At 64.4% G+C, this 22,806-nt stretch carries 22 protein-coding genes; 6 read left to right on the top strand and 16 right to left on the bottom strand.

Annotation, left to right across the window (positions count from 1 at the left end; translation table 11 throughout):
* Positions 1 to 165: 165 nt before the first annotated feature.
* Positions 166 to 1,491: an MFS transporter gene (locus tag ACP2YP_RS38570; RefSeq protein ID WP_426421503.1), complete on the top strand. Its 1,326-nt coding sequence runs from the start codon at positions 166 to 168 to the stop codon at positions 1,489 to 1,491.
* Positions 1,492 to 1,677: 186 nt separating this feature from the next.
* Here the strand turns inward: ACP2YP_RS38570 and ACP2YP_RS38565 are convergent, their stop codons facing one another.
* The 10 genes from ACP2YP_RS38565 to soxX all read right to left on the bottom strand — a co-directional run bounded on the left by ACP2YP_RS38565 (position 1,678) and on the right by soxX (position 9,308).
* Entirely contained in the window at positions 1,678 to 2,886 is a 1,209-nt protein-coding gene (locus ACP2YP_RS38565; protein ID WP_426421502.1) for an MFS transporter, read from the bottom strand.
* Positions 2,887 to 3,086: 200 nt separating this feature from the next.
* Complete coding sequence (locus ACP2YP_RS38560) at positions 3,087 to 3,254, bottom strand: hypothetical protein (RefSeq protein WP_426421501.1); 168 nt, start codon at positions 3,252 to 3,254, stop codon at positions 3,087 to 3,089.
* Between the two features lie 87 nt (positions 3,255 to 3,341).
* Positions 3,342 to 4,382, bottom strand: coding sequence for an MBL fold metallo-hydrolase (locus ACP2YP_RS38555; protein WP_426421500.1), 1,041 nt, complete (start codon positions 4,380 to 4,382; stop codon positions 3,342 to 3,344).
* Positions 4,383 to 4,694: 312 nt separating this feature from the next.
* Complete coding sequence (locus tag ACP2YP_RS38550) at positions 4,695 to 5,153, bottom strand: hypothetical protein (RefSeq protein WP_426421499.1); 459 nt, start codon at positions 5,151 to 5,153, stop codon at positions 4,695 to 4,697.
* A 2-nt stretch (positions 5,154 to 5,155) separates the two neighbouring features.
* Positions 5,156 to 6,901, bottom strand: coding sequence for a thiosulfohydrolase SoxB (soxB, locus tag ACP2YP_RS38545; protein ID WP_426421498.1), 1,746 nt, complete (start codon positions 6,899 to 6,901; stop codon positions 5,156 to 5,158).
* Positions 6,902 to 6,956: 55 nt separating this feature from the next.
* Complete coding sequence (locus ACP2YP_RS38540; protein WP_426421497.1) at positions 6,957 to 7,262, bottom strand: hypothetical protein; 306 nt, start codon at positions 7,260 to 7,262, stop codon at positions 6,957 to 6,959.
* On the bottom strand, positions 7,259 to 8,122 hold the full coding sequence (soxA, locus tag ACP2YP_RS38535) for a sulfur oxidation c-type cytochrome SoxA (RefSeq protein ID WP_426421496.1): 864 nt from the start codon (positions 8,120 to 8,122) through the stop codon (positions 7,259 to 7,261). Before soxA ends, ACP2YP_RS38540 begins: the two co-directional genes overlap by 4 nt.
* Positions 8,122 to 8,433 carry a thiosulfate oxidation carrier complex protein SoxZ gene (soxZ, locus tag ACP2YP_RS38530; protein ID WP_426421495.1) on the bottom strand — a complete coding sequence of 104 codons (312 nt, stop codon included), beginning with the start codon at positions 8,431 to 8,433 and terminating at the stop codon, positions 8,122 to 8,124. The genes soxA and soxZ overlap by 1 nt, the downstream gene beginning before the upstream one ends.
* 10 nt (positions 8,434 to 8,443) lie before the next feature.
* A complete protein-coding gene (gene soxY, locus ACP2YP_RS38525) occupies positions 8,444 to 8,929 on the bottom strand; it encodes a thiosulfate oxidation carrier protein SoxY (protein ID WP_426421494.1) in 486 nt (161 codons plus the stop codon).
* 22 nt (positions 8,930 to 8,951) lie between these two features.
* Positions 8,952 to 9,308: a sulfur oxidation c-type cytochrome SoxX gene (gene soxX / locus ACP2YP_RS38520; protein WP_426421493.1), complete on the bottom strand. Its 357-nt coding sequence runs from the start codon at positions 9,306 to 9,308 to the stop codon at positions 8,952 to 8,954.
* Positions 9,309 to 9,532: 224 nt separating this feature from the next.
* Between soxX and ACP2YP_RS38515 the strand changes: the two genes are divergently transcribed.
* Positions 9,533 to 10,207 carry a DUF938 domain-containing protein gene (locus tag ACP2YP_RS38515; RefSeq protein WP_426421492.1) on the top strand — a complete coding sequence of 225 codons (675 nt, stop codon included), beginning with the start codon at positions 9,533 to 9,535 and terminating at the stop codon, positions 10,205 to 10,207.
* A gap of 165 nt (positions 10,208 to 10,372) precedes the next feature.
* Here the strand turns inward: ACP2YP_RS38515 and ACP2YP_RS38510 are convergent, their stop codons facing one another.
* Positions 10,373 to 12,442, bottom strand: a complete 2,070-nt coding sequence (locus tag ACP2YP_RS38510) for a prolyl oligopeptidase family serine peptidase (protein WP_426421491.1) — start codon at positions 12,440 to 12,442, stop codon at positions 10,373 to 10,375.
* Positions 12,443 to 12,644: 202 nt separating this feature from the next.
* Between ACP2YP_RS38510 and ACP2YP_RS38505 the strand changes: the two genes are divergently transcribed.
* Together ACP2YP_RS38505 and ACP2YP_RS38500 are read left to right on the top strand one after the other, a co-directional pair.
* Positions 12,645 to 13,892, top strand: coding sequence for an MFS transporter (locus ACP2YP_RS38505; protein WP_426421490.1), 1,248 nt, complete (start codon positions 12,645 to 12,647; stop codon positions 13,890 to 13,892).
* A gap of 210 nt (positions 13,893 to 14,102) precedes the next feature.
* Entirely contained in the window at positions 14,103 to 15,338 is a 1,236-nt protein-coding gene (locus tag ACP2YP_RS38500) for an MFS transporter (protein WP_426421489.1), read from the top strand.
* A gap of 96 nt (positions 15,339 to 15,434) precedes the next feature.
* On the opposite strand, the gene ACP2YP_RS38495 is transcribed toward ACP2YP_RS38500, so the two are convergent.
* Entirely contained in the window at positions 15,435 to 15,929 is a 495-nt protein-coding gene (locus ACP2YP_RS38495; protein WP_426421488.1) for a VOC family protein, read from the bottom strand.
* Positions 15,930 to 16,039: 110 nt separating this feature from the next.
* The gene (locus ACP2YP_RS38490) at positions 16,040 to 16,585 is read right to left on the bottom strand and encodes a carboxymuconolactone decarboxylase family protein (protein WP_426421487.1); all 546 of its coding nucleotides are present in this window, start codon (positions 16,583 to 16,585) and stop codon (positions 16,040 to 16,042) included.
* Between the two features lie 138 nt (positions 16,586 to 16,723).
* Here ACP2YP_RS38490 and ACP2YP_RS38485 point away from each other — a divergent pair, with 138 nt between their 5' ends.
* On the top strand, positions 16,724 to 17,938 hold the full coding sequence (locus ACP2YP_RS38485; RefSeq protein WP_426421486.1) for an acyl-CoA dehydrogenase family protein: 1,215 nt from the start codon (positions 16,724 to 16,726) through the stop codon (positions 17,936 to 17,938).
* Positions 17,939 to 18,092: 154 nt separating this feature from the next.
* Positions 18,093 to 19,232 (top strand): acyl-CoA dehydrogenase family protein, encoded by a 1,140-nt coding sequence (locus ACP2YP_RS38480; RefSeq protein ID WP_426421485.1) that lies wholly within the window; start codon positions 18,093 to 18,095, stop codon positions 19,230 to 19,232.
* Between the two features lie 274 nt (positions 19,233 to 19,506).
* On the opposite strand, the gene ACP2YP_RS38475 is transcribed toward ACP2YP_RS38480, so the two are convergent.
* From ACP2YP_RS38475 to ACP2YP_RS38465, 3 genes are all read right to left on the bottom strand, one after another.
* On the bottom strand, positions 19,507 to 20,544 hold the full coding sequence (locus tag ACP2YP_RS38475) for an amino acid ABC transporter substrate-binding protein (RefSeq protein ID WP_426426429.1): 1,038 nt from the start codon (positions 20,542 to 20,544) through the stop codon (positions 19,507 to 19,509).
* Between the two features lie 53 nt (positions 20,545 to 20,597).
* Positions 20,598 to 21,191 carry a L,D-transpeptidase family protein gene (locus tag ACP2YP_RS38470; RefSeq protein WP_426421484.1) on the bottom strand — a complete coding sequence of 198 codons (594 nt, stop codon included), beginning with the start codon at positions 21,189 to 21,191 and terminating at the stop codon, positions 20,598 to 20,600.
* Positions 21,192 to 21,566: 375 nt separating this feature from the next.
* Entirely contained in the window at positions 21,567 to 22,541 is a 975-nt protein-coding gene (locus ACP2YP_RS38465) for a hypothetical protein (protein ID WP_426421483.1), read from the bottom strand.
* Between the last annotated feature and the right edge of the window lie 265 nt (positions 22,542 to 22,806).

Here is a 22,806-nt window from a genome sequence, read left to right as displayed (position 1 = left end):
CACCCGTTTTGCTGCGCAAATCGACCTCTCCCCGATGGGGAGAGGTGAGAATGCTGCGTAGCACACCTGCCGTGGAAATGCCGGGGTTGCGTTGCCGTTCAAGCCGTTGTTAGCTCCCAAGACGGCCAAATCAAAAGTGCCGAAAAAGAACACACGGGGAGAATGATGAGCGCTCAGGGAACACCGTTCGCGGCAGGTAAGACGACCGAAACGCCAAAGGGCGCCTGGACCGTCACTTTTCTGCTCTTTCTCTTCATGCTGGTGAACTTCGCCGACAAGATCGTCGTCGGCCTCGCCGGCGTGCCGATCATGACCGATCTGAAGCTCGAGCCTGCGCAATTTGGCATGCTCGGCTCCTCGTTCTTCTTCCTGTTCTCGGTCTCGGCCATCGTGGTCGGCTTCGTCGTCAACAAGGTGGCGACGCGCTGGGTGCTGCTGACGCTCGCGGTGATCTGGGCGCTGGCGCAGTTTCCGATGGTCGGCACCGTCTCCTTCACCACGCTCCTGATCTGCCGCATCGTGCTCGGCGCCGGCGAAGGGCCGGCGGCCTCGGTCGCCATGCATGCCATCTACAAATGGTTCCCCGACGAGAAGCGCACGCTGCCGACCGCAATCCTGTCGCAAGGCTCGGCGTTCGGCGTCATCCTCGCCGTGCCCGCGCTGAACTGGGTCATCGTCAATCACTCCTGGCACTACGCCTTCGGCGCGCTCGGTGTCGTCGGCCTGATTTGGGTCTGTGCCTGGCTGGCGCTCGGCAAGGAAGGCCCGCTCGAGGACACGCGGGCGCTCGCTGCCAATGAGCCGAAAATTCCCTACATCCAGCTTCTGACCTCGCGCACCTTCCTCGGCTGCGTGATCGCGACCTTCGGCGCCTATTGGGCGCTGTCGCTCGGGTTGACATGGTTCACCGCGTTCATCATCACGGGTCTCGGCTTCTCGCAGCAGCAGGCCGGCTATATCTCGATCCTGCCCTGGGTGTTCGGCGCCACCATCGTCATCCTGACGGGCTGGATCTCGCAGGTCATGATGGCACGCGGTTACACCACGCGCATCTCGCGCGGTGTGCTCGGCTCAGTGCCGCTGATCATCGGCGGCCTGATCCTGGCGACGATGCCGCACGTTCAGGGCGCTGGCCTTCAAATCGCGCTGCTCGTCGTCGGCGCGGGTCTCTGCGGTGCGATCTATGTGGTCTGTCCGCCGATGCTCGGCGAATTCACGCCGGCTTCGCAGCGCGGCGCGGTGCTCGCGATCTACGGTGCGCTCTACACGCTCTCGGGCATCATCGCGCCCGCCGTGATGGGCACCGTGATCCAGCGCGCCGGCAGCATGCTCAACGGCTACATGACCGGCTTCACCATCAACGCAGTGGTGATGATCGGCTCCGGCGTCATCGGCCTGCTGCTGCTCTGGCCGAACACGGAAAAGGCCCGCCTGATGCGCGGTGCAGCTCCTCGGGAAGCCGAGCTGAAGGGCGCGGTGTCGCCGACGTAAGGGAGGCGGGCTGCCCGCTCCAATCACAACTGTCGTCCCGGCGAAGGCCGGGACCCATAACCACAGGGAGTGGTTTGGGGCGAAGCTGGTGACTCCGAGTCTTCGCAAAACTAATGCTGCGGCGTATGGGTCCCGGCCCCCGTGCGCAATTGCGCAACTAGGCCGGGACGACGACTGAATTTGGAGCTACGCCTTGGCTCGCGGCTTCCGCTCCGTGAACGGCGACAGCAGCACCGTCGCCACCATGAAGATCACCGAAGCGCCGAACACCCAATGCGGTGCGCTCTGGTCCATGATCCAGCCGAACAGCAGCGGGCTGACGATGCCGCCGAGATTGAAGCCGGTGGAGACGATGCCAAAGGCGCGGCCGGCAGCGCCGGGAGGCGCGGCGTTGCGCACCAGCATGTCCCGCGATGGCGCGATCACGCCGGAGAGGAAACCCGCGGTCGCCATCGTCGCGGTCAAGGCCCAGCCCGGCAGCGTGACCAGCGCGATCAGCAGCACGATGGCGGCATTGGCGGCAAAGCAGGCGGCGGCGACATAGCCGTGGCGCTCGGTGTGGTCGGCGAGGAAGCCGCCCGCGAGCACGCCCGCGGCGCTGGAGCCAAGGAACGCGGTCAGCGCGACGTTGGCGATGGAATAGGTTGCGCCGTAGCCGCTCATCAGCGCGACCACGCCGAAATTGTTGATGCCGGCAACCGACAGGCTCAGCAGCATGAACAGCGCGGTCAGCGTGATCAGCGCGGGCGTGATGACGGCTTGCTTCGGCATGTTCGCGTTGCCCGGCTTGCTCTTGTGCGCGCCGGCATCGGGAATGTTCATGGCAACCAGCAGCAGTGCCGCCAGCACGCCGATCGCACCCGATGCGAGCAGCGCACCGACGCCGCCGGACACCGTGACCAGCGCAGCGACGATCGCCGGCGCAACGGCGCCACCAAAATAGCCGGCAAAGGTGTGGACCGAGAAGGCGCGGCCCATCCGCGCCTCGTCCATGTGCTCGGCGAGGATGGCGTAATCGGCAGGATGATAGACGCTGTTGGCGAGGCCAAGCAGCACGGCGCAGGCGATCAGCGAGGTGTAGCTAAGGTGCAGGCCGAGCATGATCAGCGCGAGCCCGCCGAGCGCCAGTCCGCCGAGCAGGATTTTGCGCGCGCCGAAATGGTCGACGAGATAGCCGGTCGGCGCCTGCGTCAGCCCGGACACCACGGCCGACACCGTCAGTGCGAAGCCGAGCTCGATATAGCCGACGCCGAGCTGGCTCTTGAGGAACGGAAACAGCATCGGCAGGACCAGCAGATGGAAATGGCTGACCCAATGCGCGATGGAAATCCCGGTCAGCGTGCGCAGCGCGCTGTCCGCCTTGCCGTGTTGCGGTGCGGCGAGAACGTCGACCATTGCAGTTCCGTTTCACTCCCTGGAGGCGCGCGAAAACTATCGGGCACAGCGGTTATTTGTCCATGAACGCAGGCGCATGGCAGGTAGTGCGGGCGGGGGCCAGCCGTCTCAACTATGGCTCGACGGAGCAGCGGGGCACACTGCGCTCCCTCCCCCTTGCGGGCAGGGACCGCACCTTTCACCGAGCAAGCTTCACACCCTCACAACGGCTCGTCATCATTCCCATAACGATCGCGCTTCGGCGTGGCGATGTCGCCGTCTTCGTCATCGTCGTCGGTGTCGCGCGGCGGCCTGGGCTTCTTTGCCTTATCGCCCACCTGTTTCGGCGGCTCGCTGGGCTTGGCTGTCTTATTCCCGATCTTGGTCATGGCTGGTTCCGGACGGTGATGCGTCATCCGCTTCTAGCCGCAAAATCTAAGCGGTTCCTGACTTATCTCAAGGCTGCGACGATGCCGTCAGGCGTGCACCACCGGGCCACCCGCCTTTTTCCAGGCATCGATGCCGCCGGCGATGTGGGCGGTGTTGGAGAGGCCGGCCTCCTTGGCGGCGGCAACAGCCATCGCCGAGCGCTCGCCGAAGGCGCAGAAGAACACGACGCGGCGCCCCGTAGCGGCAGCGACCTCGCGCAGCATGCCGCCGGGCTTGAGGCTCTCCTCGACGCTCGGATAGGGCGAGTGCAGCGCGCCTTCGAGCATGCCGTGCTTCATCCGCTCATTGGTCTCGCGCAGATCGACCAGCAGAATATCGGGCCGGTGGAGCGAGCGGATCGCCTCGACGGCGCTGAGCGCGCGACCCTCTTTCTCCAGCTCTTCCTGATGCAGGCCGACCCGCATGTTGGCCGGCACCGCCACGTCCATCATCTTCGGATTGGGCAGCTTCAGGTTCGCCATCAGCTCGATATATTCGTCGACCGAGCGCACCTGCAGCCGCGGATTATAACGCTTCTCCTCGCCGATGGTGGAGACGGTGTCGCCCTTGTAGTCATGCGCGGGGAACACCATCGTCTCATCGGGCAGCTTCAGCAGCCGATTGAAAATTGACTCGTACTGCGCGCGCGACGAGCCGTTCTGGAAATCGGTGCGGCCGGTGCCGCGGATCAAGAGCGTGTCGCCGGTGAAGACGCGGTCGCCCATCAGATAGGAATAGGAATCGTCGGTGTGGCCGGGCGTGTACATCACGTCGAGCGACAGGCCCTCGATGGTCACCTTGTCGCCGTCGGCGACCCGCATGGCCACCACGTCGGCCTTGGTCTGGTCGCCCATCACGGTCATGCAATGGGTGCGGTCGCGCAGCTCGCCGAGGCCGGTGACGTGGTCGGCGTGCAGATGGGTGTCGACCGCCTTGACCAGCTTGAGGTCGAGCTCGCGCAGCAGCTGGCAGTAGCGGTCGACCTTCTCCAGCACGGGATCAAGGATCAGCGCCTCGCCGCCCGGGCGGCTGGCAAGGACGTAGCTGTAGGTGCCCGAAACGCTGTCGAAGAGCTGGCGGAAGATCATGGCAAGACCCGGCGTGAACTGATTTCGAGAATTCTACTACGCCGGAGGGAAGAAAGAGAAGTAATGTGCTGTTGAAGTAAGAAGATTTAGAAGATTTTTATTCCGCGGAGCGGTGCTGGGCAGCATAGGAACTGTTGGAGCGCTACAGTGCTACCCCACCCACCGCTGTCATCGCCCGCGAAAGCGGGCGATCCAGTATTCCAGAGACAGCGCGAGGACGCGGAGAAGCCGCGGCGTACTGGATTCCCCGCTTTCGCGGGGAATGACAGCGAGTGTGGGGCGGTGACGTGCCACAAACGCTCCGGACGGCCCCTACGGCCTCACCACCGTGTACCCATTCTCCGCCAGAAACAGAATCTGCCCCACGCCTACCTGCACCGGCGTTGCCGCCGGAATGAACTCCGGCCGCTTGCCTGTCTCCCGCTCGATCGTGTCGACCGTCTTGAGGCAGATGTCGAAACGCACGCCCTGCGCGATCAGGCTTTCGACCTGCTTGCGGCGCTCGCCGCCGGACAGCAGCAGATCGATGCCGGGACCGAAGGCGACGACCTCAACCGCGATCTTGTCGGGGTCGTAGGCCTTCAGAAGATTGTTGGCGACGCTCAGCACCAGCGCCTGCTTCTTGGCATCGCTATCTGAGAGCTGTAGCACGATCTTGTGCTCGGCGAACGGCTTGTCCTGGAGCGGCACCTGCTGCGCAAAAACGAGCGGCATCGCCGTCCATACGAGCAGCGCCAGCATCATCGCGCGAACCAACTGCAACCGCATCATCCCTATCCTGCAATGCCTGGATTGCCGTCGACGCCCTTCAGCGTGACGCCGGAGCCGAGCCGCTCCGGAAGCATCCGGCCCGAGCGCAGATATTTGCCGACGACGTCCCACACCGGTGCGCCCTGCTGGCCGTTGACCGAGGCCCAGCCTGCGACCTTGTAGTGCCTGACGGCGCTGAGCGCCTTGCCATCGGCGAGCTTGAGCTCGGAGATGCGGCTGCCGATCGCACTCGTCGGGCTGCAGGCGTAGCTGAGCCCGCCGGCGCGCACCATGTCGCCGCCTTGCTGGTAATAGGGATCGGCATTGAAGAGGTTGTCGCAGATGTCTTCCAGCACGTCCTTGATCTCTGCGCCCGTCATCTCCTGCACATAGGTCTCGGGATAGGTGATCGCGGTCTCCGCGAGCACATCCTCCATGGTCAGCGGCTGGCCGGGCAACGCGGTGACGCCCCAGCGGAAGCCCGGCGACAGCGCGATCTCGGCATCGAGCTCGGTCCGCAGCGCAGTGCAGATCAGCTCGTCGATGGGCCCGACGAAATTGTCGCGGCGATAGAGCAGCCGATCAGGCGTTGCGATCTTCTCCGACCAGTCGGTCACATGCGGCGCGCGCAGCTTTCCGATCAGCTCGGCCATTGCAGGATCGGGCTTCAGCAGCTCGGAATAGACCGGCAGCAGATGATATTTGACGTCGCTGACCTTGCCCTTGTCGAGCGCGAGATCGAGCACGGCGAGAAATTTTCCGTTGGAGCCGGCATTGGTGACAAGCGTCGTACCGCCAGCGTTCTTCACGGGAAGCGGCTGCGGCACGGCGTCATGGGTGTGGCCGCCGAGGATGACGTCGATGCCGGTGACGCGGCTTGCGAGCTTGAGGTCGACATCCATGCCGTTGTGCGACAGCAGGATCACCGCATCGACCTTGTCGGCGCCGCGCAAGCTGTCGACATGCTTCTGCAGCTCTTCCTCGCGGATGCCAAAGGTCCAGTCCGGCGTGAACCGCTTGGGATGCGCGATCGGCACGTAGGGAAAGGCCTGGCCGATGATCGCGACGCGATGGCCACCGAGCTCCTTGATGGTTGACGGCTTGAACACGCGCCCCGTCGTCTTGTCGAAGGCGGGCGCGTCGTTGAACGCGGCTTCCTCGTTCAGGAAGACGTTCTGCGCCAGAAACTCGCCCTTGAAGTGCTCGAGATTGTCGCGCAGCGCCTGCTCGCCATAGGTGAATTCCCAATGCCCGGTCATCGCCTCGATGCCGAGCAGATTGGCGACCTCGACCATGTCGCGGCCCTGCATGATGTTGGCAAGGCCGGTGCCCTGCCAGAGGTCGCCGCCGTCGACCAGCATGGCGTGCTTCTCGCCGACATCGCCGCGCAGGCGGTCGATCAGCGTCTTCAGATGGGCGAAGCCGCCGAGCTTGCCGAAACGGCCGGCGGACTTCTCGAACTCGACACTGGTGAAGGCATAGGCGTCGGCGCTGTCGGGCCGGATGCCAAAATGCTCCAGGAAAGCGCGACCGACCAGATGCGGTGGCCGTCCCGCCATCTCGCCAATGCCGATATTGACGCTGGGCTCGCGGAAATAGACCGGATTGAGCTGCGCATGCGTGTCGGTGAGGTGGAGGATCCGCGCATTGCCGAACCGCTCGATGTCGTAGATACCAGGGGTCTCGGCGCCGCGCGCAAACCGCGGCAGCGCGAGCGATGCGGCAGCAACGGCTGAGCTCTTCAGGAAATCGCGGCGGCGGATCGCCATTTTCAAATTCTCCGCGCCTCTTAACGCCAGTTCGACGGGGCCCACCAAGCTTACTTTAGCGGATTTCCATCGCCTTCCAGGCTTCTTTTTCGGAGGTCGCCTGGACAATCGATGCTTTCGCCAGTGCTTCAGCTTCCTTGGCTGCGGCCACGGCGCGGTCGAAATCGCCGCCGTCGCCCGCCTTCTTGGCGGCCGCCAGCGTCGAGACGGTCGTGGTCCACTGGTTGCGCATGCCGGCTGCCTCCTTGGACGCGGCCTCCGCGGCAGCATAGGCCGCCTTGTAGTCCGCTTCATTTGCCGCGCGCGCCGCCGGCGCGAGGCTCAGGGCCAGCAACATGGCGAGAGGAAGTGTCCGCTTCATGGCCGCGCTCCCGGTCCGGAAATCGGCAGCCCGTTGGCGACGTAGGACAGGAAATATTCGACGTCGCGATATTCGTCCGCCTGCGGCTCCAGCGGAACCGCGCGGGTCTGGCTGTTGCAGGTGATGAAGCGGCGGCTGGTGGTGCCCATGCCGCTCCATTCGGAGCGGTAGATCGGCATTGCGTTCAAAATGCCGAGCGCCGGCGCCAGAATCTCGGCGCGGATACGCTCGCCCGGGCTCTGCACATGGCAGCCCGCGCAGGAGAAGTTCAGCTGGCCGCGGCGGGTGTAGAAATAGCGCTTGCCGTTCTCGAACGCTTCGAGCGCGCGGGGATCGTCGGGAATTCTGATGTCCATCGGCTTGCCACGCGAGGTGAAGGCCATGTAGGCCGTGAGCGAGGCCATCTCGTCCTTGACATAGGAATAGGGCGCCTCGCCATTGGCCTCGCGACAGCGGTTGAGCGCGAGCTCCAGCGTGACGACCTTGCCCTCTTTCGTATCGAAATAGGGATAGTTCTGGCGAATGCCGATGCCGCCGTTCGGGAAGCAATCAGCATAGGTCTTGCCGTTCTTGAACGGTGTCGAAAACATCTCCTTGCCGGCATCGAGTGCGAACTCGTAGGGCGGAAACTCTTCCTTCTCCTGCCACTGCCGCTTCATGTCCTCGTTCATGGAATAAGGACCGTTGACGAAATCCTCGTGCTTCACATCCGGAAACTTCTGGAAGAAGAAGTTCTGGAACGCCTTGGCGTCAGCGACGGGATCGACCTTATCGGCCGCGATCACGCGCGGCGAGGCGAGTGCGAACGCAACGAGCGCGGCGGTCAACGAGCCAAGCAGGAGGGAGGCGCGGGCCTTCATCACGCGATCTTCGCGGTGGTCTCGTCGGACCCGCCCTTGTTGTCGGTCCAGGAGATCTTCAGATCGTCGCCCTTCTTGGCGCCCTTGAAGCTGAACTTGAGGTAGGGATCCTTGGAGATCGCGGTGCCCCAATTGGCGACGAAGACGTCCTTGCCGTTACATGCGAACTTCAGTTCCTGGATGTAGTGCGCAGGGATCAACTCGCCCTTGGCGTCCTTGACGAGGCCGGTATCCATGGGGTGCTGGATCAATGTCTGCACCTCGGTGATGTCGCCGTTGGATGTTGCGCGTACGCGAATGCTGGATGCCATCTTGATTCCCCTAGCCGCCGCAGCCGCCGACGGTGACCTTCACTTCCTTGGTCGCGCTGTAGAGCTTGCCGTCCGCTTCCACGATTGCGGTCACGTTGCTGGTCTTCGCCATCTTCAGGCGGTTGGCGACAGCGGGGATCGTGCCCTCGGGAAACTTGTAGGACGCCGCCAGCGCGTTCGGGTTCTCGGCGACGAAGAACGAGATCGAGGCGACCTTGTCGAGCGTCGTCGCGACCGAGATCGGCACCACGCCGCCATTCTCGGCGATCTCGGGCGCATCGAGCTTGATCTTGTCGGACGGCTCGGCGGTCCTGCCATAGAGCGCCTTGATCGCATCCGCTTCGTTCTTCAGCTTGAACGCCTCTTCCGGATATTTGTCATTGGCCGCAGCGCGCGCAGGCGCAAAGGGCAGATTGCCGAAGCCGATCAGCGCGACGCAAGTCGCGCCCTGAAGGATGAGGCGCCGCGTCGGATGAGGGCCGGTGTGTGTGGTCATCTCAGGTCTCCAGGGCCGGCCGTTACAGCGTCTGCAGGAAATCAACGATCGCGTTGATCTCCTGGTCGGTCAAAAGCCGGTTGCGGCCGAACGGCGGCATCATGGTCTGCGGGTTGCGCTTGGTCTCGTCGAACAGGATCGCGACCAGCTCGTTGCGGTCGGGGTATTTTGCCTTGAGGTCCTTCAGCTCCGGTCCGATCGTGCCCGGCAAATCGCCGCCCTTGATGACGTGGCAGGTGAGGCAATTGCCCTTGCCGCGGTCGAAAGCGAGCTTTTGGCCCTCGGCGATTGCGGACTGCGCCCACGCCGGGCGCGCGGCGAGGCCCGTGAGGACGACCAGCGCGAGGAGCAGGGCGGGCTTGCGAGGAAAGGCGGTCAAGGCGTCGGTCCGAGGCTTAAGATGTCTGCAAAAGATAGTGTTCAAAAGCACAAAGGACATGCCCTGACAATCAAGACTATGCAGGCCGCGAAATGGCGTTAATATCTTCCGCATTGCAACTGATGAGATAGATCGTTCATCAAGCCGGCTTTGTCAGGCACTTGTTTGGGGCGTTTGGCCCTTGTTGCGCTTTCGTCTGCTTTCTCGTTTTCCGGGGACATGAATTGGCTGAATATGTCGTTGAATTTGGCGGGGACGGCGGGAAGGTCGAATCTGACGGCCGTCTCGATGCGCCGGCCTTCCATCGCAATCACGAGCCGCTCTGGGCGGCGCTCGAAAAGCATCTCGCTGCGCGGTCGGGCGACGTGGTCGAGGTCGGCAGTGGAACCGGCCAGCACGTGGTCCATTTCGCCCGCCACACGCCCGATCTCGTCTGGTGGCCGAGCGACCTCAACCAGCGCCATGTAAAGAGCATCGAGGCCTGGCGCGTGCATTCGGGCCTGAAAAACATTCGCTCGCCGTTGCGTATCGATTTGTCCGATCCCGACTGGTGTCCGGAGATGAAGAGCGGGCAGGGGCCGAACAATCTTGCGGCCGTGTTCTGCGCCAATGTCATCCACATTGCGCCCTGGACCGTGGCCGAGGGCCTGTTCGCCGGCGCCGGCCGCTACTTGCGGTCCGACGGCCAGCTGTTCCTCTACGGCCCGTTCAAGCGCGACGGCAAGCACACCGCCCTCAGCAACGCCGTGTTCGACACGTCGCTGCGGGAAGGCAATCCCGACTGGGGTGTGCGCGATGTCGGCGATGTCAAGACACTGGCGCGCAGTGCGGGGCTTCGCCTCATCGATACCATCGACATGCCCGCGAACAATCTGACGCTGGTGTTTGCGCGGGGCTGAGGCGCTAGTGACAGCTCGGCCTGCATGGTTCGAGACGCGCCGGAAGGCGGCGCTCCTCACCATGAGGGTCTTATCTCGCCGCGACACGAGACCTCATCCTGAGGAGCCGCGCAGCGGCGTCTCGAAGGATGGCCGCACAGCTCCTGTAGCCATGCCCCGAGGCCGTCACGCCTCGCCGTCCCGCCACCCGATCTTGTCCTTCAAGAACTGAAACCCCAGCACCTGGAATCCGGCGCGCTCCTTGTTGTCCTTGCCGTAGCCGTGGCCACCGGCGGCCGGCTCGTAGAACCAGGCCTCGTAGCCCATCGCCTGCAGCTTTGCCGCCATCTTGCGCGCGTGGCCGGGATGGACGCGGTCATCGCGCCGCGTCGTCGCGATCAGGATCGGCGGATAGGGCTGGCCCGGTTTTGCGTTGTGATAGGCGGAGTAAGTCTTCAGCCACTCCCATTGGTCGGGCTTGTCGGGGTCGCCATATTCGGCAATCCAGCTCGCGCCCGCGAGCAGCTTTGTATAGCGGCGCATGTCGATCAGCGGGATGGTGCAGAACAGCGCGCCGAGGCGCTCGGGGTATCGCACCAGCATGTTGGTGATGAGGATGCCGCCGTTCGATCCGCCCTGGGCTGCGATGCGCTTTGCGCTCGTGACGCCGCGACGCACGAGATCGGCGGCCACGGCAGCGAAATCGTCATGCGACAATTTCTTGCCGGCGAAACGGCCGGCATCGTGCCAGCGCGTGCCGAACTCGCCGCCGCCGCGCAAATTCGCCTGTACCATTGTGCCGCCGCGTTCGAGCCAGAGCTTGCCGAGCGACGAATTGTATTGCGGCTTCACGGCAAGTCCGAAGCCGCCATAGGCGCTCATATAGACCGGCGCATCGCCGGTCTCGCCAGCAGGACCGGTCTGCACATAGGGAATGCGCTCGCCGTCCATCGAGATCGCTTCGTGCTGGGTCACCACAAGGCCATCGGCGTTGAACGTCTTCGGCGCCTGCTTCAGCACGGTCGGGCTTTCGACGCCGCGCTCGATCAGCATCAGCGACGGTGGGGTCAGCGGATCCTGCACATTGGCAAGCAGGTCGCCATTGCTCTCGGAGTCATAATGATCGAAGCGCCAGACGTCGACCACGCCGATCTCGGGAAGGCCGCGCAGCGTCTCGCGGCTCCAGCCGGCGGGAGACGGCGTGCAGATATCGAACACCGGCCGGAGCTCGTCGAGGATGGACATGAGGAGCTTGCCATCGGCCCAGGAAAATCCCTGGAGCGCCCGGCGTGCGCCTGGCTCGAACAGGACAGCGAAGTCGCGATCGCCTGCGAGAAATGCCGAGAGCGAGATGCCGAGCACGCTGTCGGCCACATAGGTTTGCCCGGCAACGGTCCAGTCCTGCCGCAACTTCATCGCGAACCAGTCGCGATGGGCCTGCATCCAGACATCGGTGGGCAGGTCTAATCGCGTGAGCGTGCCGGCGGCGTCGCGAAGCCAGATCGCGAAATTGAAGAAGTCGACCTGATCGATGATCCAGGCGCGCGGTGCCGCGCCGCTGTCGTCGACCCCGCAATAGACCCGCATCCGGTCGGCGGTGGTCTCGAAGATGATTTGCGCCTGCTCGACCGGCTGCCCGCGTCGCCACAGCCGGATTGTTCTGGCGTAGCCGGACGTCGTCGCCATGCCCTCGCCATAGGCGCTGGAGAGGACGAGCGTATCCGGATCGAGCCAATCGACACTGCCCTTCGCCTCCGGCAAGACAAAGCCGTCGCTCACGAAGCTTTTCGTCTCTCCGTCGAATTCGCGCAACGTGACCGCGTCGCTGCCGCCGCGCGACAGGCTCAGCATGACGCGCGTATAGCCGGACCGCGACGCCGTCCAGTGCAGCAGCCAATCTTCACCCTCGTCCGCCGCAAGCTGGTCAATGTCGAGCAACACCTCCCAGCTCGGATCGGGCTTTCGAAACTCGTCGAGTGTGGTGCGCCGCCACAGGCCACGCGGATGGTCCGCATCCTTCCAGGAATTGTAGAGAAGGTTACCGCTTCGTCCCACATAGGGAATGTTGTCCGGGCGATCGTAGATCGCTGCGAGCGCGTCGCGATCGCGTTCAAACGCCGCGCCGCCGAATCTGTCCAGCGTCAGCCTATTCTGCCGTTCGACGAAATCGATCGCGCGGGCGCCTTCGATCTCCTCCAGCCAGAGCCAGGGATCGTCGTCGGGAGCGCTAAGCGTAGGCCTGTCATCGACGGACATGAACGAAACTCCCTGAAGTAGCGGCGGATAGGATTTGATCGAGCGCAAGCCGTCAAGAGCGCGGGCCGGGTATCATCGGCCCGATTGCGTCAGAGGCATGGCCTGCGCCCGTTTGCGCCGGTTGCCCGCCTTCCCGCGCCCCTCCATAGTTCCGCGAATCACCAAGCCTTTTATTTAAAAGACCCTGCGGGCGGAAATGCCGATGCTAGACGCGACTGCAGCCAGTGAGATTGCCGACGACGTCCGCGTGCGCGGCAATGTGGTGCGCCTCGCCGCAGCCCAGGCGCTGACCGGCGCCAATTCGGCGGTGATCTTCGCCACCGGCTCGATCGTCGGCGCCACGCTCGCACCCGACATGTCGCTCGCGACTGTGCCGCTGTCGATGTACGTAGTTGGGCTTGCGGCCGGCACGCTGCCGACCGGCGCGATCTCGCGCCGCTTCGGCCGCCGCTGGGCCTTCGTCATCGGCACCGGCCTTGGCACGCTCACCGGTCTCATCGGCTCGTTCGCGATCCTGCACGCCTCGTTCGCACTGTTTTGCCTCGCGACCTTCCTCGGCGGCCTCTATGGCTCGGTGGCGCAATCCTATCGCTTCGCGGCCGCCGACGGCGCCAGCGCAGCCTATCGGCCGAAAGCTGTGTCGTGGGTGATGGCGGGTGGCGTGTTCGCCGGCGTACTCGGTCCGCAGCTGGTGCAATGGACCATGGACATCTGGTCGCCCTATCTGTTCGCCTTCAGCTTCCTGGTGCAGGCGGCGGTCGCGCTGGTCGCGATGGGCATCGTCGCCGGCGTCGACATGCCGAAGCCGGCGTCGGCCGATCTGCATGGCGGACGGCCGCTGCTCACCATCGTGACCCAGCCGCGCTTCATCGCGGCCGCACTGTGCGGCGTCATCGCCTATCCCATGATGAATCTGGTGATGACCTCGGCGCCGCTCGCCATGAAGATGTGTGGGCTGAGCCTGTCCGATTCCAATTTCGGCATTCAATGGCACATCGTCGCCATGTACGGGCCGAGCTTCTTCGCCGGCGCGCTGATCGCCCGCTTCGGCGCACCCAAGATCGTTGCCGCCGGCCTGTTGCTGGAAGCCGCTGCCGCCGGCATCGGTCTCTCCGGTATTACCGCGATGCATTTCTGGGCGACGCTGATCGTGCTCGGTGTCGGGTGGAATTTCTCTTTCATCGGCGCATCCGCGCTGGTGCTGGAGACGCACCGTCCGCAGGAGCGCAACAAGGTGCAGGCCTTCAACGATTTCCTGGTGTTCGGCATGATGGCGATCGGCTCGTTCTCATCGGGCCAGCTGCTCGCCAATTACGGCTGGTCCGCGGTGAACATGGTGGTGTTCCCGCCGGTCGCGCTTGGCCTCGTCGCGCTCTCGCTGGCGTCCTGGGCCCGCCGCCGCAGGGCGCGGGTCGCGGCGGCCATGGGCGAGTTCCCGGACGCGATTTGAGTGGCAGGAGGCTGTCAGCAACATCAATACTTCGATCCAGATCGAAGTGATTTTCGAGTGAGGGTTCATTAGATGTCGTCATGGCCGGGCTTGTCCCGGCCATCCACGTCTTCGGTGTGCAATCAAGAACGTGGATGCCCGGGACATAGGCGGGCGGAAGCGACGCCGTCCTTCAGACGGCTATGCCCGGGCATGACGGAGTAAGTGGCAATGCTCGATAATCCTCAACACACCCCGATCGACGAATCCTCCCTCCGCTACGAAGGCTGGCGCATCGTCGCCGTCTGCTTCCTGCTCGCGACCTTTGGCTGGGGGCTCGGCTTCTACGGCCAGAGCGTCTATGTCGCCGAGCTGCAGCGCGCGCGGGGCTGGCCGACCTCGCTGATCTCGTCCGGCACCACGTTCTTCTATCTGTTCGGCGCGCTGCTCGTCGTCTTCGTCGGCGAGGCCGTCCGGAAATATGGCCCGCGGCTTTGTCTCGTCGCCGGCACGCTGGCGATGGTGGCGGCCGCCGTTGCGATCGGCGAGGTGCGCGAGCCCTGGCAGCTTTACCTGGCCGACGCCGTCCTCGCCTTCGGCTGGGCCGGCACCAGCCTCGCCATAATCACCAACACCATCAGCCTGTGGTTCGACCACAAGCGCGGCATGGCGATCAGCCTGGCGCTCAACGGTGCGAGCTTCGGCGGCATCGTCGGCGTGCCGCTATTGGTGACCATGATTGGTCATATCGGCTTCGCCAGCGCGATGTACGCCGCCGCCGGCGCCATGCTGGTGCTGCTGCTCCCGGTGATCCTCTTCGTCGTCGGCCGGCCGCCCGACCTCCATGGCTGGCACGCGGCGGCGAAAGCGAAGCCGCAATCGTCAGCGGAGATCCGCACGCATGCGTTGCGCGACGTCGGTTTCCTCACCGTGACGATCGCGTTCGCGCTGGTGCTGTTCGCCCAGGTCGGCTTCATCGTGCACCTGATCTCGTTCCTCGACCCCGTAATCGGGCGCGAGCGCGCCGCCGTGGCGGTCGCGGTGCTGACCGCGATGGCGGTGATCGGCCGCGTGCTGTTCTCGATGGTGATCGACCGCCTCGACCAGCGGCTGGCGTCCGCGCTGTCGTTCCTCAGCCAGGCAGCCGCGCTGTGCGTCGTCATCAATCTGCACAACGATTATGTGCTGATCGCGGCCTGCGCGGTGTTCGGCTTCTCGGTCGGCAATCTCATCACCCTGCCGTCGCTGATCGTGCAGCAGGAGTTCGACTCCGCCTCGTTCGGCGTGCTGATCAGCCTGAATACCGCGATCAACCAGGTGACCTATGCATTCGGTCCCGGCGTCGTCGGCTTCCTGCGGGATTGGTCCGGCGGGTATTCGTTGCCGTTTTATCTCTGCATCGCGCTGGAGGTGACGGCTGCGGCGTTGATCATGATGCGGGGGAAGCCGCGCGCGAGGACTTCGTAGGGTGGGCAAAGGCGCGCAGCGCCGTGCCCACCATCTCACTCACCAGTCGTGCTGAAAGGATTGGTGGGCACGCTTCGCTTTACCCACCCTACGGCATCACGCCTCGCGCTGTCGCAACAACGCCTCCACATCCAGCCGCTTCGTAAACATCGCCAGCTTCCCATCCGGCCCGAACGGCCATTGCTCCCGCGGCCTGTCCCAATACAGCTCCACGCCGTTCTGATCCGGATCGCGCAGATATAGCGCCTCGCTGACGCCGTGGTCGCTGGCGCCGTCCAGCGCAATGCCGGCCGACAGCACGCGGTGCAGCGCGTCCGCCAGCGCCGGCCGCGTCGGATAGAGGATCGCAGTGTGGAACAGCCCGGTCGTGCCTGGCGGCGGCGGCGAGCCGCCCTTGCTTTCCCAGGTGTTGAGCCCGATGTGGTGGTGATAGCCGCCGGCCGAGATGAAGGCCGCGCCCGAGCCCATGCGCTGCATCAGCTCGAAGCCGAGCACGCCGCAATAGAAGCCGAGCGCGCGATCGAGATCGGCGACCTTGAGGTGGACGTGGCCGATCCTGGTGCCGGCGGCGACGGCTTGCGTTTGCGACATGGTGTTGCTCCGTGACTGAACCCCACTTAAGCCGGGCATCGGGACGGCGCTACGGGCTGATCCCGAAACCCAGCGTTTCCAGATGCGCAATTATGCATCCGAATGGACAATTACGAGAGCTCCGGCATCTCGCCCTCGGGCAACTCGAACTCAAACGTGTTCAGCGTCATCGACACCATGGTGTAATAGCCGCACAGCCCGATCACCTCGACCACGCCGCGCTCGCTGAGAAGCTTCACCGCCTCATCGTAGAGCCCCTTCTCGACGCAGTGGCCTTCATGCAGCGATTTTGCAAGGTCGTAGATCATCTTGCCTTTGGGATCGTCGAACTCAGGCGTGCGGCGATCGCGGATCGCGTCGACAATCTCGGGCTTCATGCCGCCCGCAAGCGCGAGGCGCTTATGCGCATACCATTCGTAATGCGCGGTCCAGTGCCGTGCCGTCAACAGGATCGCGATCTCCGAGAGCCTTGCTGGGAAGATCGTGTCGTAGCGCAAGACCTCGCCGAGCCGCGTCGCGTGACGGGCCATGTCGGGGCTGTTGAGCCAGGCCATCATCGGCGCCGGCGGCTTACCGCGTTTGCCGGCAATCGACTCGTCATAGGTCTGCCGCTGGCTCTCGCTCATTTCGCCAGGCGAAAGAAGTTTCAGGCGCATTCGCGTTTCCTCTTTGTTTTCAAGCACCGTCGCGGAGGTGACTATAGCGGATGACGGGCTGCGGAAGTGGTTGAATTCCGCAGTGCGATGGCCCAGAGTCGCGCCCAATAAGTCGATTGTGATTGATGGAAACGACCCATGACTGATTCCAAAACCAGCGAATCTGAGACCGCCGATCTCGAAACATTCCGCAGCGAAACGCGCGCCTGGCTCGAGGCCAACTGTCCGCCGGAAATGCGCAAGCCCGTGACGTCGGATGGCGAAGTGTTCTGGGGCGGGCGCAATACGAAATTCGCGTCGGAGCCGCAGCGCATCTGGTTCGAGCGCATGCGCGACAAGGGCTGGACCGTGCCGGACTGGCCGAAGGAGTACGGCGGTGGCGGCCTCAGCGCTGCCGAGCACAAGGTGCTGCGCTCTGAGATGGCGAAGATGGGCGCGCGTCCGCCGCTGTCGAGCTTCGGCATCTGGATGCTCGGGCCGGCGCTGCTGAAATACGGCAACGAGGCGCAGAAGAAGGAGCATCTGCCGAAGATCGCAGCCGGCCTGATCCGCTGGTGCCAGGGCTATTCCGAGCCGAACGCCGGCTCCGATCTCGCTTCGTTGCAAACCCGCGCCGAGAGCGACGGCGACGATTTCGTTATCACGGGGTCGAAGATCTGGACGTCCTATGCCAACTACGCCGACTGGATCTTCTGCCTCGTCCGCACCGATTCTGCCGCCAAGAAACACGACGGCATCAGCTTCATCCTGTTCGACATGACCTCGAAGGGCGTCACCACCAAGCCGATCCTCTTGATCTCAGGCTATTCGCCGTTCTGCGAGACCTTCTTCGACGGCGTCCGCGTGCCGAAGTCGCATGTGGTTGGCACCGTCAATCGCGGCTGGGATGTTGCGAAATATCTGCTCCAGCACGAGCGCGCGATGATCTCGGGCATGGGCGAGCGCGGCGTCGGCCGTCCGCTCGGCCAGATCGCGGCCGACTCGGTCGGCGCCGATGCGCTGGGGCGGCTCGACGATTCCATGCTGCGTGGCCGGATCGCGACCTTCGACGTCGACGAAGCCGCGCTTGCGGCCTGCGCCGAGCGCGCAGTCGATCTCGCCAAGGCCGGGCAGGCGCATCCGGCGTTCTCGTCGGCGATGAAATATTACGGCACCGAGCTCAACAAGCGTCGCTACGAGATCCTGATGTCGGCAGGCGGCGTCGACGCGCTGGAATGGGAGAGCGAGCGTTCGCGGCAGGGCGCCCGCCCGCGCGCCTGGCTGCGCACCAAGGCGAACTCGATCGAGGGCGGCACCAGCGAGGTGATGCTCGGCATCGTCGCCAAGCGCATCCTCGATCTGCCGGGGGCTTGAGTGAGCTCTAACCACACGTCATTCCGGGGCGCGCGCAGCGCGAGCCCGGAATCCATCTGACCGCGTACGTGCTGCTTGATGGATTCCGGGCCTGACCCCTTCGGGCCATCCCGGAATGACGAAGACAAATAGATTTCGAATCGGAAACACGCACATGGCCCTCGTCCTCACCGAAGAACAATCAATGCTCCGCGATTCCGCGCGCGGGCTGATCAGCGACAAGGCGCCGGTGTCGCACCTGCGATCTCTACGCGATAGCAAGGATCCCACCGGCTTCTCCAAGGAGCTGTGGCACTCCTTCGCCGAGATGGGCTTTGCCGGCTTGCTGGTGCCGGAAGAGTTCGGCGGCAGCGGCCTCGGCTTCATGGAAGCCGGAATCGTCATGGAGGAGATCGGCCGCACCTTGATGCCGTCGCCGTTCCTCGCCACCAGCGTGGTCGCGGCCTCGGCGCTGAACCGTGGCGGCAACGCCGCGCAGAAGTCGGAGTATCTTCCGAAGATTTCCAACGGCTCGCTGCTCGCGACGCTCGCGATCGACGAGGGCGCAAAGCATCGCCCGCTGCAGACCAACTTGCAGGCGGTGCGCGCCGGCAACGGTTTCAAGCTCTCGGGTGCCAAGGCGCTCGTCGTCGACGGCCACGTCGCCGATCTCTTCATCGTCGCCGCGCGCACCGCGGGCTCCGCCGGCGAGCGCGAGGGGCTGACGCTGTTCCTGGTGAACCCTGCGGCCAAGGGTGTTGCGATCGAGCGCACCATCATGGTCGACGCGCACAACGCGGCGCGGATTGAGCTTTCCAATGTCGAGGTCAATGCCGACAGCGTGCTCGGCGAGGTCGATCAGGGCACCGCCCTGCTCGATGGCGTGCTCGATATCGGCCGCGGCGCCGTCGCTGCCGAAATGGTGGGCCTGAGCGACGAGGTCTTCAGCCGCACCGTCGAGTATCTCAAGAATAGAAAGCAATTCGGCAAGCTGATCGGCGAATTCCAGGCGCTGCAGCACCGCGCCGCCGATCTCTATGTCGACATCGAGATCACCCGCGCCGCCACCATGAAGGCGCTGCAGGCGCTGGATGCCGATGTCGCCAAGGCCGCCTCGGCCGTCGCCGTGGCAAAAGCCCGCGCCGGCACCACCGCCACCCGCGCGGTGCAGGAAGGCGTGCAGATGCATGGCGGCATGGGCATGACCGACCAGTTCGACATCGGCTTCTTTATGAAGCGCGCACGCGTGTGCGAGGAACTGTTCGGTGACGCGAACTACCACACCGAGCAACTGGCGAGGGCGCGGGGGTATTGAGGCGTGCGCGTGAGCGCGAAGTTCGCGCCTCATACTCAGTGTCGTCGCCCGGCTTGACCGGGCGACCCAGTACGCCGTGGCCCTTCGATCAACAACAACTGTCTCTGGAATACTGGATCGCCCGGTCAAGCCGGGCGATGACGGTTGAGAGCGTGGAGAGCGCTCGCCCCAGGCTCGTCATTGCGAGCGAAGCGAAGCAATCCAGACTGTCACCGCGGAGGGATTCTGGATTGCTTCGTCGCTTTGCTCCTCGCAATGACGGCGGAGAGCGCCGTCACCGCATCGGCGGTGCGTACTGCACGCCACCGGCGTTCCACAGCTGGTTCATCCCCCGCGGGATCTTCAGCTGCGATTTCTCGCCGATATTGCGCTCGTACATCTCGCCGTAATTGCCGACGCGGCGGATGATGCGCACGGCCCAGTCCTTGGTCAGGCCGAGCTGCTCGCCGTAATTGCCCTCGGTGCCGACCAGCCGCATCACTTCCGGCTTCTTCGACTTCAGGGCCTCGTCGATATTCTCCGAGGTGACGCCGAGCTCTTCGGCGTTGATCATCGCGTAGAGCGTCCACTTCACGATCATCATCCAGTCGTCGTCGCGCTGGCGCACGACCGGGGCGAGCGGCTCCTTGGAGATCATGTCGGGCAGGATCATGTGGTCGCCGGGCTTCGACATGTTCAGCCGCAGCGCATAGAGCTGCGAGACGTCGGCGGTCAGCGTGTCGCACTTGCCGGCGTCGTAGGCCTTCACCACGTCTTCGAGCTTGTCGAACTTCACCAGCTCATACTTCATGTTGTTGGCACGGAAGTAGTCGGCGAGGTTGAGCTGCGTGGTGGTGCCGGCCTGCACGCAGACCTTGCTGTCGGCGAGGTCCAGCGACGTCTCCTTGTTGCGGGACCGCGGCACCATGAAACCTTCGCCGTCGTAATAGGCGACGGCGGGGAAGTAGAGATCGTAATCGAGCTCACGCGACATGCTCCAGGTCGAGTTGCGCGAGAGGATGTCGACCTTGCGGCTCTGCAATTCCTTGAAGCGCTCGCTGGCGTCGAGCGGCACGAAGCGCGCCTTGCTCGGGTCGTCGAAGATCGCGGCCGCCACCGCGCGGCAGAAATCGACGTCAAAACCGGTCCAGTTGCCCTTGTCGTCGGGGATCGAGAAGCCCGGCAGGCCCTTGTTTACGCCGCACAGCACTTCGCCGCGGCGCACCGTGCGCTTCAGAGTGCGGGTGTCGTAGAATTCGTAGATGACGGCCAAGGCGCCGACCAGCACGGCGACCGCGAGCCCGATCAGCAGGCCGCCTCGAAATGTGCGCATCATGTTGCTCTCTCGAAAAATCGGGAAAAGGAATTCTTGCGAAGGCAGGGAGTTTAGAGTTCGGGCTTCTGCCGGATGACGACCTTGGTGCCAACAGGGACGCGATCGTAGAGATCGGCGACGTCATTGTTGACGAGACGGAAACAGCCTGAGGAGATCTTGGTGCCGATCGTGTCGGGGCGGTTGGTGCCGTGGATGCGGTAGACGGTCGAGCCGAGATACATGGCGCGGGCACCGAGCGGATTGCCGGGGCCGCCGGCCATGAAGCGCGGCAGATAGGGCTGGCGCTGGATCATCTCCGGCGGCGGCGTCCAATCCGGCCACTCCTTCTTGTTGGTGATGTTCACCAGTCCCTGCCACTGAAAACCGTCGCGGCCGACGCCGATGCCGTAGCGGATCGCGCGCCCGCCCGGCTGCACCAGATAGAGATGGCGCTCGGTGGTCGAGATGATGATGGTGCCGGGCGCTTCGGTCGTGCGGTAGTAGACGACCTGCTTCTGCCATTCGGGATCGAGCTGGTAGCTGTCGTCCGCGATCAGGCCGGGTTCGTCGCCGCGGTCAGGCTGCTGGGCGAAGGCTTGCGGCGCGCACAGGATCAGCCCCATCGCAGCCAACAACGCCCCGGTCAGGCGACGAAAATCCGTCATTTCAAGCTCTCCCCGCTGCCACAGCGCAAATCGTTAGGACCATCTGAACTCAGGGGCAGCTTCGTGGCAAGTTAAAGGCGCGCCCGGCTGATATGTCACGAGAATGCTTTGGTTTTTTGACGAAGCCCGGCAATGCCATGAACGGGATGGCGCGAAAAGCACAGATTGTGCCGCGATGTCAGTGCACTCCCTCCCCCGCGGGGGAGGGTTGGGAGAGGGTGCTTCCGCAATGGGACACTCCCGACGTGGAGAGAACCCTCACCCGCCGCGCTGGACGATGCTTCGCATCGCCCGGGGCGCGTCGGCCTCTCCCGCAAGCGGGAGAGGCTAAGGGGCCGCCACCGCGCAATCGATCCAACCTAAAACCGTTCCGTTTCAGATTTGGTTGCTCTCCGCCCCGATCCCGAGCCGCCGGACGATCTCGGCGCCCACGGCGCGCGCCTCGTTGCGCGAGCCGATGCGGGGGCTGCGAAACCGCCGGCCGGACTGCAACCGGATCACCACGATGCAGTGCTCGTCCTCGGACCGGCCGCGGCGTTCGACCGTGATCGCCTTCACGTCGCGCCCCTCGATATGGTCCGCGCGCGGCTGGCCGTTGCCCCACAGGCGCTCGACGCGGATATCGCCCTCGCGGATGATCCAGAAGGCGCCGGTGACGAGATTGGCAAATCGGTAGACCGCGAAAGCTGCGATCAATCCAAGCGGCAGCAGCATGATGTCGATCAGATTGGGCGGCAAGCCGCGCCAGAGCCTATAGGCGTAGGGTGCGACACTCAGTGCGACGGCGATCAGGGCCGCGATCCGGATGTCTCTCTGCGAAAACGGCTCGACGGGGTCGCCAAGACGCATCTCGGGATTGCTGGCATCGAGCGGATTGCTGGGTGCCTCGACATCGGGAACGTCGAACTGCGCGGCGATCCGGGCCACGGTGTCATGAACATGCGTGACGTCGGCGAGGGGCGGGGACGTCAGGCGCTCGCCCGAGGCCAGCGTGAAGGCCAGCTGGAAGCGGGCCCTGGCGGTTTTACTGCCGGGAACCTGGAGCCCCGTGATGTCGTCTTTCGTGACGATCCGGGTCTGAAGCTTGCCGAACGGACGTTGCCGTCCGATCAGGATCTCGTCCGGCGTGATGATCCACACCACCGCCGGGGTCAGCATGACGGCGCCGACGAACGCTGCGCCCGCCAGCAGCGCGACCACGGCGACGATCACCTCCAGCGCATCGTGCGTGAACAGGCCCGGCGTGAAACAGAGTGCAACGGCCGCCGCAGAGCCGGCCACGACCAGCCGCTGCGCGATCGAGGAGCCCTCGCGAAGGCGGATGTCGTTGCTGGTGGTCGCGTCGTCCATTGCGGCGGCCGATTCCGAGGCTCGCGAAACTCCACGGACGGGTCCGTGGAGTCAAGCAGCAACGCAAGCCGCGGCATGCGGCATCAATTGCTGGCGTTCGGCAGCCGCGCCACCGTGCGGTCGATCTCGTCGCGAACCGGTCTCCGCCGCCGTGGCACGATCCCTTTCGGCGGCCCGGGCCGATCATGTCGGCGCAAGCCACAGTCTCAGTCCGAACGAAATCGCGGTGACAGCGCTCACACCGCCGAGCCAGAGAACGGCGAAC

Source organism: Bradyrhizobium genosp. A, from assembly GCF_049949275.1.
Taxonomy (GTDB): Bacteria; Pseudomonadota; Alphaproteobacteria; order Rhizobiales; family Xanthobacteraceae; genus Bradyrhizobium.
The sequence above is the reverse complement of the archived record's forward strand: the minus strand, read 5'-3'. Positions and strand labels throughout refer to the sequence as shown.

Excerpts from the sequence above, each read along its gene's own strand:
- ACP2YP_RS38480 (WP_426421485.1), top strand. The coding sequence starts at position 18,093 with ATGGCCCTCGTCCTCACCGAAGAACAATCAATGCTCCGCGATTCCGCG.
- ACP2YP_RS38470 (WP_426421484.1), bottom strand. The coding sequence starts at position 21,191 with ATGACGGATTTTCGTCGCCTGACCGGGGCGTTGTTGGCTGCGATGGGG.
- ACP2YP_RS38465 (WP_426421483.1), bottom strand. The coding sequence starts at position 22,541 with ATGGACGACGCGACCACCAGCAACGACATCCGCCTTCGCGAGGGCTCC.
- ACP2YP_RS38495 (WP_426421488.1), bottom strand. The coding sequence starts at position 15,929 with ATGTCGCAAACGCAAGCCGTCGCCGCCGGCACCAGGATCGGCCACGTC.
- soxZ (WP_426421495.1), bottom strand. The coding sequence starts at position 8,433 with ATGGCATCCAGCATTCGCGTACGCGCAACATCCAACGGCGACATCACC.
- soxA (WP_426421496.1), bottom strand. The coding sequence starts at position 8,122 with ATGAAGGCCCGCGCCTCCCTCCTGCTTGGCTCGTTGACCGCCGCGCTC.
- soxB (WP_426421498.1), bottom strand. The coding sequence starts at position 6,901 with ATGGCGATCCGCCGCCGCGATTTCCTGAAGAGCTCAGCCGTTGCTGCC.
- soxY (WP_426421494.1), bottom strand. The coding sequence starts at position 8,929 with ATGACCACACACACCGGCCCTCATCCGACGCGGCGCCTCATCCTTCAG.
- ACP2YP_RS38555 (WP_426421500.1), bottom strand. The coding sequence starts at position 4,382 with ATGATCTTCCGCCAGCTCTTCGACAGCGTTTCGGGCACCTACAGCTAC.
- ACP2YP_RS38510 (WP_426421491.1), bottom strand. The coding sequence starts at position 12,442 with ATGTCCGTCGATGACAGGCCTACGCTTAGCGCTCCCGACGACGATCCC.
- ACP2YP_RS38570 (WP_426421503.1), top strand. The coding sequence starts at position 166 with ATGAGCGCTCAGGGAACACCGTTCGCGGCAGGTAAGACGACCGAAACG.
- ACP2YP_RS38500 (WP_426421489.1), top strand. The coding sequence starts at position 14,103 with ATGCTCGATAATCCTCAACACACCCCGATCGACGAATCCTCCCTCCGC.
- ACP2YP_RS38490 (WP_426421487.1), bottom strand. The coding sequence starts at position 16,585 with ATGCGCCTGAAACTTCTTTCGCCTGGCGAAATGAGCGAGAGCCAGCGG.
- ACP2YP_RS38550 (WP_426421499.1), bottom strand. The coding sequence starts at position 5,153 with ATGATGCGGTTGCAGTTGGTTCGCGCGATGATGCTGGCGCTGCTCGTA.
- ACP2YP_RS38475 (WP_426426429.1), bottom strand. The coding sequence starts at position 20,544 with ATGCGCACATTTCGAGGCGGCCTGCTGATCGGGCTCGCGGTCGCCGTG.
- ACP2YP_RS38505 (WP_426421490.1), top strand. The coding sequence starts at position 12,645 with ATGCTAGACGCGACTGCAGCCAGTGAGATTGCCGACGACGTCCGCGTG.
- ACP2YP_RS38565 (WP_426421502.1), bottom strand. The coding sequence starts at position 2,886 with ATGGTCGACGTTCTCGCCGCACCGCAACACGGCAAGGCGGACAGCGCG.
- ACP2YP_RS38540 (WP_426421497.1), bottom strand. The coding sequence starts at position 7,262 with ATGAAGCGGACACTTCCTCTCGCCATGTTGCTGGCCCTGAGCCTCGCG.
- ACP2YP_RS38485 (WP_426421486.1), top strand. The coding sequence starts at position 16,724 with ATGACTGATTCCAAAACCAGCGAATCTGAGACCGCCGATCTCGAAACA.
- ACP2YP_RS38560 (WP_426421501.1), bottom strand. The coding sequence starts at position 3,254 with ATGACCAAGATCGGGAATAAGACAGCCAAGCCCAGCGAGCCGCCGAAA.